The sequence below is a fragment of the Corallococcus sp. CA049B genome, assembly GCF_003611685.1.
GTDB lineage: Bacteria > Myxococcota > Myxococcia > Myxococcales > Myxococcaceae > Corallococcus > Corallococcus coralloides.
This window is the reverse complement of the sequence record NZ_RAWC01000305.1, coordinates 1-8,443: the sequence shown is the minus strand read 5'-3', so window position 1 is coordinate 8,443 and position 8,443 is coordinate 1. Positions and strand designations below refer to the sequence as shown.

Here is an 8,443-nt window from a genome sequence, read left to right as displayed (position 1 = left end):
CAGCAGGAAGAGGCGCCGCCCACCCCCGTGACGCCCCCGGAGAAGAAGGCCGGGTCGCCCGCGGCGGAGGCGGAGAACCCGGAGGCGGCCATCGTCATGCCCCTGGAGATCACGGAGACGCCCGCGCCCCGCGACCCGATCGGCATCGAAGCGCGGAGCGTGAAGGGCGACGTGCTCACGCTCAAGGTCCGCCACGGCGGCGGCTGCAGGGAGCACCGCTACGGCCTCGCGTGGGACGGGCGCTTCACCCAGACGGCGGCGGGTGAGCCGCGCGCGGAGCTCACGCTCATCCACGACGCGAACAACGACCGGTGCAAGGCGATGGTCTACAAGGAGCTGGCGTTCGACCTGACCACGCTGAAGCAGGAGTGGAGCGAGAAGGGCCACGGCGACCACGCCACGCTCCACCTGGACTTCAACGGCGTGCCGGACCAGTCCGCCAGCTTCAAGTTCTGACAACCGGTACTCTGATAAGGCTAGCTTAGTAGAGCCGAGGGTGAATACCACTGGGGGAGTATGAAAGTTTTAAAGAGTGTTACGCCTACCGCAGAGCAATTGAAGTTGATTCAGGACCATAGACCTGGCGTGGCTATAATTAGGGGAGCGGCAGGTAGTGGCAAGACGACTACTGCACTCTTGCGCCTTAAGTTTCTTGTTGGTTTCTGGATTAGACGGAATGCCCGGCTTGGAGTTGCTGATCCGGTTCGAGTGCTCGTCCTGACATATAACAAGACGCTGCGAGGCTACGTCTCGGAGTTGGTTAGACAGCAAGTGCCGGCAGGCAGCAATGCTGAAATCGAGATTAGCACATTTGGGAAATGGGCTAGGGATAAGATTTTTGGAACATCGGTGATTGATGAGGCCTTTCGACGTAATGAGATTTTAAGACTGGGATCTGGTCTTGGGCTTGATTCAGACTTCTTGGTGGATGAGGTGGATTATGTTTTGGGCCGGTTTTTGCCGGCAGGGCTCAATGAGTATCTTTTGATAAAGAGGGAAGGGCGGGGCAAAGCTCCAAGAGTGGATCGAGCGCTTCGGGCTCGTATTTTGGCGGAAGTGGTCACGCCCTATTCGCAGTGGAAGGCACGACTGAATGGGTCTGATTGGAACGATTGGGCGGTAACGCTAGCTGAGCAGGAGCCTAGTCCTGAGTATGACGTTGTGATTGTTGATGAGGCTCAGGACTTCTCTGCGAATCAGGTGCGTGCCGTTACAAACTTCCTTGCAGAAGATCACTCGGTGACATTCCTGCTGGATGCTGCGCAGAGAATCTACCCACGGTTCTTTTCGTGGTCCGAGGTTGGAATCACAGTTCAGTCGGGAAACAATCAGAAATTGAACAATAACTACAGGAATACGAAACAAATTGCTGCGTTTGCTCGGCAGATTGTTGAGGGGGTGGAGGTGGGAGATGATGGCGCGTTGCCTAATTTCTCCAATTGCGAGCGTGAGGGGGATTTGCCAGTGATCCTAAGCGGAGGACATGCAGGGCAGGTGAAGTACTGCATTGATCTGATTAGGCAGGATGTTGACCTGCAGGCCGAATCGGTTGTGTTTTTGCATGCCAAGGGAGGGGGATGGTTTGATTACCTCCGCAATCAGTTGAGGCGTGCTCAACTACCCTTCGTTGAACTGGCGAGAGCTGATGATTGGCCAGAAGGGCCTGAGAATATTGCCCTGAGTACGATGCATTCGGTTAAGGGGCTTGAGTTCGACCATGTGTTTATTCTTGGTCTTAATGAGGAGACAACTCCTCATGGGGAAGAGGTGGGGGATTCGCAGCTTGAGAATCTACGTCGCCTGTTGGCTATGGCTGTGGGGAGAGCGAAGAAGTCTCTCGTGATTGGATTTAAGCCGACAGAGGCATCTGCGCTGGTTGAGTATTTCAATGAAGACACTTACGTGGGAGTGGATGTGTGAGCGTTGCTAGTGTAGTGCTTGAGAGGGGAATTGAAGAGGTTCTTCATTTTACAACCAACAAGGGGGTGGTTGGAATTTTGGCGTCTGGATGTGTGAAGTCTCGGGGGGAGTTGCCGACTGAAAAGTACTTGGAATACGTGTATTCCCCTAACTGTGTTAAGCGATACGATGCGCCATGGTTTGGGTATGTAAATCTTTCTATTAGCCGAATAAATTCAAGCCTATTTGATGTTGCTTCGGGGCGTTGGCACCGCGACTCGGACCTGTGGTGGTGTGTGCTTGCTTTTGATTCGGTCGTTCTTTCTCATCCTGGGGTTTTGTTTGCTACTACGAACAATATGTACTCGGGAGTTTCTCGGGCATCTGGCGAAGTGGGGTTGAATGCTCTCTTTGAGAGTGAGGTCCCGCAGTATTTGGCGCGAGTTGCTCGTCGCTCTTCTGTGACGCCATTGAACCAGCCGACATGTTTTCAGGCCGAGGCTCTTTATCCTAAGTCCTTATCGATTGGGTTTTTGCGGACTATTTATGTGGCCACGCCGGAGCATGAGGATGTCGTGTGTGGGCAGCTTTTTATGTTAGACATTTCGGGCGTGTCGTGTGTGGTTTGCCCGGAGAGGTTTTCTTGAACGGTTGGTTTGGGAGGTTGTGTGAGTTCGGATAATGTAAAAAATTCGGCGCTTTGGGCTGCCTATGGTGATGCGCTCGGCTTTATTTCGGAATTTGTCAAAAACAGTGAGGTGCTTGAGCGTCATGTGGGGGTGGGGCGTGTCGTTAGGCCGCTGTCTTGGAGGCGGCGCGTAGGGGGAAGGTTTGGGCCTGAGATTGCGCTGCCAGCTGGCTGCTATTCCGATGATACGCAGTTGAGGTTGGCGACGTCGCGAGCCATTCAAGGAGATGGTAGTTTTGATGTTGAGGCGTTTGCGAAGGTAGAGTTGCCGGTTTGGTTGAGCTATGCGCTTGGGGCCGGAAAAGGCTCTAGAGCCGCTGCGAGCGCATTGGGGCGAACTGAGGTTACGTGGAGTACGAATTTTTTCTCCTCGGGGAATTCCAGATATGTGGATGGAGGGGGGAACGGCGCGGCTATGCGAGTTCAGCCCCATGTCTGGGCAAGTTCCAGTAAACGTGATGCGCATGAGCTGTTGGCGGATGTGTGTCGAAACGCTGTTGTGACGCATGGGCATCCGCGCGGAATTTTGGGGGCAGTGTTTCATGCTTTGTCTCTGCGGCTTGTCATGCTGAGGGGGGAGCATTTAGATGTGCCGGCGCTTAGGGAGGTGATTGATTGGCTTCCGAGTGTTGTGGGGATATTTAAGGCTGATGCAGCACTTGGTGAAGTGTGGTTGGATATGTGGGAGCATGCGACCGGTGCTAGTTTTGAGCGGGAGATTAGGCGCTGTGTTGAGGAAGTGGTTGCGGACTGGGAGATCTTGGCGCGTTTGGTAAAGGCGGGTGTCAGCGATTCGTATCGGGAAGCGGTGCTGAGTTTGCGTGGGACCGATGCGACCGTCCGAGGTTCTGGAGCTAAGACGGCTCTGCTCGCTGGGTATCTTGCTTGGCAGTATAGAGATGATCCTCAGGGGGGCATGGTTGAGGCCGCTAATTGTTTTGGTAGTGATACAGATACAATTGCGACGATGGCTGGTGCTCTTTGGGGGGCAGTATGTGGAACTCCGCCGCCTTCGGAAGTCATGGATTGGTCGTATATTTCCGCGGAGGCGGATAGGCTTGCCTCTATTGCGAGAGGGGAGGTTGCTCTGACGTTTGCCTACCCAGATCTTCTCAGGTGGAGCCCGCCGAAAGCGCAGATAGATGCGGTTGGGACGGCTGCCGGTCGCACTGTGCTGGCTGGATTAGGTGAAGCGAGATTTCTTGGGGAGTCTGCTGTTTCGGCCGATGCCCACGGTGAGGCTGAGTATCGGTGGCTTGGTTTGTCGTTTGGTCAGACTGTGTTGGTGAGACATCGAACGGTGCTACTTGAGCTTGGCGCGGGGATGTTGCCAAGGGCTGGCGTGAAGATGATTTCAAGGCAAAAGGACTTAAATGTGCCTGGGGAACAACGCGCGCTCTTTGGTGAACCCCACTTGGGGCATGGCGGGGAGAAGGGGCAAAACCCTCGTGCTGGTGCGCGGCTTCGAGAAGAGAGAATAAGTGGGCGACGGGTTTCGATTGATGAGGCGTTTAATCGGGTCGTTGGGTCTAATTTCGATCCGGAATTGATTGGCCGATTTGTTTTGGAGCTGTCAGCGGGGGATGAGGGGATCGAACAGGCGGTGGCTTTTGTTGCGATTGTTGCAAAGGCGAGAAGGGTTCGAATTCGAAGCCCAAGTTAGTGGTCCGTTTTGGCGCTTGTTATGCGACTTCAAGAAGCCCAGAAGCTGTTGGACCGCTGTTTCACCGGCACGCGAGAGGGCGCGCCGCGCCTCCACGAGCCCTCGGACCCCCGCTTCGCGGAGCGGGGCGGGGCGGTGTGGCTGGAGTACCGCTGGTACGTGCGCGAGCGCGGCCTGGCGGAGGTGTTCCTCAAGTGGGACCGGGTGGCGCCCGGCGACGAGAAGACGGTGGAGGCCACGGTGCTGCGCACGCACCTGTTGGGCCAGTCCCCCATGCTGTCCCAGCGCGCGCTGCGCACGGTGGAGGGCGGCACGCCCGCGCCGGAGCGGGTGCTGGCCGTGCTCAAGAACGACGGCATCCGCCGCGAGTGCGTGGCGAAGGGGCGCACCACCGTGACGGTGGAGCACTGGGACAGCCGTCGTCCCGCGGCGCTGCTGGACGAAGCGCGCTTCGCGGAGCTGGCCGCGCCCCTGGAGTCGGAGGACTCCACGCCGGAGTCCCGTCACGAGGCCGTGCAGCGGCTGGCGGACGCGGAGCGAAGCCCCCGCGTGCAGGACGTGCTCCTGCGGCTCGTGGCGCGCAAGCCGTCGCTGATGGCCCTGCGCATCCTGTCGGAGTGGGGGGAGGTGCGGGCCCGCGAGTACCTCCAGCGGGACCTGGCCGCCCTGAAGCCGGGCAACGCGGCGGACCTGTGGGCCCTCACCGCGTTGGACCGGCGCCTGGAGGCGTGGCAGTCGCTGGCGCGCCCCACGTGAGGCGCGCGCCAGCGGTGCGTCAGTGCGAGTTCACCCGGGGGCCCAGCACGTCGCGCAGCGCGTCCGCGACGGTGAGCCTGGGGGCCCAGCCCAGCGCGCGCAGCTTGCCGGTGTCGGCCACGAGGCTGGGGATGTCCGAGGGGCGCAGCCGCGCGGGGTCCAGCTCGATGCGCGCCTGCACGCCGGACAGCTGGAGCATCTCCTCCAGCAGGCTCCGGATGGTGCGGCCCTCGCCGCTGCCCACGTTGTAGGCCTGGCCCGCCTCGCCCTGGAGCAGCAGCAGCCGGTACGCGTCCACCACGTCCTTCACGTGGGAGAAGTCCCGGATGGCGTCCAGGTTGCCCGTGCGCAGGACGGGGTCCACCGTGCCCAGCGCGATGGCGCGGATCTGCGCCGCGAACGACGGCACCACGAAGGTGGGGTCCTGCCCCGCGCCCAGGTGGTTGAAGGGCCGGGCGAGGATGACCTCCATGCCGTAGCTGCGGAAGAACTGCTCGCCCGCCAGCTCCCCCGCGGACTTCGACGCCGCGTAGGGGCTGAGCGGCACGTGCGGGTGGGACTCCGCCGCGCGCGTCCCTTCCGCGACGGGGCCGTACACCTCACCGGAGCCCACCAGCAGCACGCGCGCCTTGGGGGCGCTCTCACGCAGGGCGGTGAGCAGGTGCACCACGCCCATGGTGTTCACGGCGAAGACGCGCGCGGGGTTCTGGTGGCTCTTGGCCACCGAGCTGAAGCCGGCCAGGTGCAGCACCGAGTCCGGCTTCACCTCGGAGACCGCCGCCTTGACCTTCGCCTCGTCGGCGATGTCGAAGTGCAACGCGGTGCTGCTGATGCCCTCGCCGCGGGGCCCGTGCACCTCCACCACCTCGTCGCCGGCCGCGCGAAGGGCAGCGCACGCGTGCCGGCCGACGAATCCATCCGCTCCCGTGACGAGGACGCGCATCTTACCGCTGTCCTGCCTTCACGCGCTCCAGGTCCGCGTCGACCATCATCTCCACCAGCTGCTTGAAGCGCACCGTGGGCTCCCAGCCGAGCTTCTCCCTGGCCTTGTCGTACTTGCCGATGAGCAGGTCGACTTCGGCGGGGCGCACGAACGCGGGGTCGATGACCACGTGCTTCTGGTAGTCCAGGCCCACGCGCGCGAAGGCGATCTCCACCAGCTCCCGCACGGTGTGCGTCTCGTTGGTGGCGACGACGAAGTCCTCCGGCGTCTCCTGCTGGAGCATGCGCCACATGGCGTCCACGTAGTCACCCGCGAAGCCCCAGTCGCGCTTTGCGTCCAGGTTGCCCATGGGCAGCTTCTCCTGGAGGCCCATCTTGATGCGCGCCACGTTGTACGTGACCTTGCGCGTGACGAACTCCAGGCCGCGGCGGGGCGACTCGTGGTTGAAGAGGATGCCGCTCACCGCGAAGAGCTTGAAGGACTCGCGGTAGTTCACGGTGATGTGGTGGCCGTACGCCTTCGCCACGCCGTACGGGCTGCGCGGGTAGAAGGGCGTGTCCTCCGACTGCGGCACCTCCAGCACCTTGCCGAACATCTCGCTGGAGGACGCCTGGTAGAAGCGCACCTGCGGGCGGGTGTGGCGGATGGCCTCCAGCATCTTCGTCACGCCCAGCGCGGTGAACTCACCGGTGAGCACCGGCTGGTTCCAGCTGGTGGGCACGAAGGACTGCGCCGCCAGGTTGTAGACCTCGTCCGGCTGGGTGAGGTTCAAGAGCGCCGCGAGCGAGAACTGATCCAGCAGGTCGCCCTGGTGCAGCGTCACCTTTCCCTGCAGGTGCGCGATGCGCTCGAACTTCTCCTCGGAAGAGCGGCGCACCATGCCGTGCACCTCGTAGCCCTTCTTGAGGAGCAGCTCCGCGAGATAGCTGCCGTCCTGCCCCGTGATGCCTGTAATGAGTGCGCGCTTGGCCATGGCCCTTGTCTGTTCGCTGGAAGACGCTGTTCGTTGTACCCGAGGCTTTCGCCATCTGCCAACAGTCCCAGGGTTTCAGGGAACTTGAACCGAGACGCGCCCATGCCTAGGTAGGGAGCGACCTGCCCAGGAGCCGCCCATGCGCAACCTCTCCCTCCCAGCCTTGACGGCCGTGCTCGTGAGCACGGCGGCGGGGGCTCAGACGGCTCCCGTGACAGCGCCCTACACCGTGCAGACCCAGCCCGGGGCGCGCTCCGGCGGCGGCACCGTGAACGACGTGGCCCTGTGGGTGAACCCGGCCAACCCGGCCGCGAGCCGACTCATCACGGCGGACCAGAACAACGGCCTGTTCACCTACGCCCTGGACGGCGGGGAGTTGCAGGCCGTCACCGAGGGAACGTCCTCGAGCGTGGACGTGCTGGGCGGCTTCCCCCTGGCAGGCGGCACTTCCGCGGCGCTGGTGCTCAGCGCCAGTCCCACGCTGCAGGGCCTGGTGCCCTACGTGATGGATGCCACGGCGGATGGTGGCGGACTCACCCGCCTGTCGCCCACGTCGGCCCCGCTGGACGTAGGTGTGACCTACGGAACGGTGCGGATGGCCCGGCTGACGGATGGGACCATCCAGGCCTTCGGCGGCCTTGTGTCAGGTGGCGGCCTGCGGCAGTTCCTGCTGACGCCCACCGACGGTGGCGTCACGGGGACCCCCCTGCGGGACCTTCCGGCCGGTAACGTGCTGGGGTTGGCGGTGGACCCGGCGTATCGCGCGCTCTACGTGGCGCAGCAGGGCCAGGGGCTCTACCGCTACGGCGTGGACGCGGACGCCGGCACCGCGGGCACGCAGGTGGTGGGCCTGGGGGATGGCGGCCTGACGTCCGTGGGGCGCATCGCGCTGTACGAGGCGTCCGGGGTGGACGGCTACCTCGTGGCGTCGGATCCGAGCGCGAACACCTTCGTCGTCTTCGACCGGCGCACGCTGGGCCGGGTGGGCGCGTTCCAACTGGTGCAGCAGGACGGCGGCACGGACGCGGTGGAGCAGTCGCGCGGGCTGGTGGCCTTCTCGGGCGCGCTGGGCACGGCCTTCCCGGAGGGGCTCTTCGTCGCCCATGACGGCCTCAGCAGCAGCACGTTGACTGACAACCTGAAGCTCACCTCGTGGGGCAACGTGGCGCGGGCGTTCACGCCGCCGCTCGTCATCGCGCAGGAGCCCGCGGATGGCGGCGTGGACGGCGGCACCGGCAAGGACGGCGGGGGTGGGAGCGTCATCATCCCGGGGGACAGCAACCCGAGTGGCGGCGGCGGGACCGACGACGACAGCGGCTGCGGGTGCACCAGCACGTCGGTGCCGGCCATGGCGACGCTGGGGCTGCTGGCGATGTCGCTCCTGGTCCGCCGGCGCCGGAGCTGACACTCGAAGCGGGTTGAAAGCGACAGGGGGGCGGGATGAAGTGCGCGCCCCATGCGCACCTTTCGTTCCTCCGTCCTGGCGCTCGCGGTGCTCGTCTCCGCCTGCAAGGGCGGCCC

8 protein-coding genes are annotated in these 8,443 nt (G+C 62.7%); 6 read left to right on the top strand and 2 right to left on the bottom strand.

Going from position 1 to position 8,443, the window contains the following annotated elements:
- The 5 genes from D7W82_RS36715 to D7W82_RS36695 all read left to right on the top strand — a co-directional run.
- On the top strand, positions 1–456 hold a 456-nt coding region (locus tag D7W82_RS36715), incomplete at its 5' end, for a NigD-like C-terminal domain-containing protein (RefSeq protein ID WP_233588157.1).
- A gap of 60 nt (positions 457–516) precedes the next feature.
- The gene (locus D7W82_RS36710) at positions 517–1,920 is read left to right on the top strand and encodes a 3'-5' exonuclease (RefSeq protein WP_120622744.1); all 1,404 of its coding nucleotides are present in this window, start codon (positions 517–519) and stop codon (positions 1,918–1,920) included.
- Entirely contained in the window at positions 1,917–2,546 is a 630-nt protein-coding gene (locus D7W82_RS42620; protein ID WP_120622743.1) for a DarT ssDNA thymidine ADP-ribosyltransferase family protein, read from the top strand. Before D7W82_RS36710 ends, D7W82_RS42620 begins: the two co-directional genes overlap by 4 nt.
- 21 nt (positions 2,547–2,567) lie before the next feature.
- Positions 2,568–4,250, top strand: coding sequence for an ADP-ribosylglycohydrolase family protein (locus tag D7W82_RS36700; RefSeq protein ID WP_158617792.1), 1,683 nt, complete (start codon positions 2,568–2,570; stop codon positions 4,248–4,250).
- A gap of 21 nt (positions 4,251–4,271) precedes the next feature.
- Positions 4,272–5,006, top strand: a complete 735-nt coding sequence (locus D7W82_RS36695) for a hypothetical protein (protein ID WP_120622741.1) — start codon at positions 4,272–4,274, stop codon at positions 5,004–5,006.
- A gap of 19 nt (positions 5,007–5,025) precedes the next feature.
- Here the strand turns inward: D7W82_RS36695 and D7W82_RS36690 are convergent, their stop codons facing one another.
- Positions 5,026–5,949 carry a GDP-mannose 4,6-dehydratase gene (locus tag D7W82_RS36690; RefSeq protein WP_120622740.1) on the bottom strand — a complete coding sequence of 308 codons (924 nt, stop codon included), beginning with the start codon at positions 5,947–5,949 and terminating at the stop codon, positions 5,026–5,028.
- A 1-nt stretch (position 5,950) separates the two neighbouring features.
- On the bottom strand, positions 5,951–6,922 hold the full coding sequence (gene gmd / locus D7W82_RS36685; RefSeq protein ID WP_120591932.1) for a GDP-mannose 4,6-dehydratase: 972 nt from the start codon (positions 6,920–6,922) through the stop codon (positions 5,951–5,953).
- 139 nt (positions 6,923–7,061) lie between these two features.
- Here gmd and D7W82_RS36680 point away from each other — a divergent pair, with 139 nt between their 5' ends.
- Positions 7,062–8,327, top strand: coding sequence for a myxosortase-dependent phytase-like phosphatase (locus D7W82_RS36680; RefSeq protein WP_120622745.1), 1,266 nt, complete (start codon positions 7,062–7,064; stop codon positions 8,325–8,327).
- Positions 8,328–8,443 lie beyond the last annotated feature (116 nt).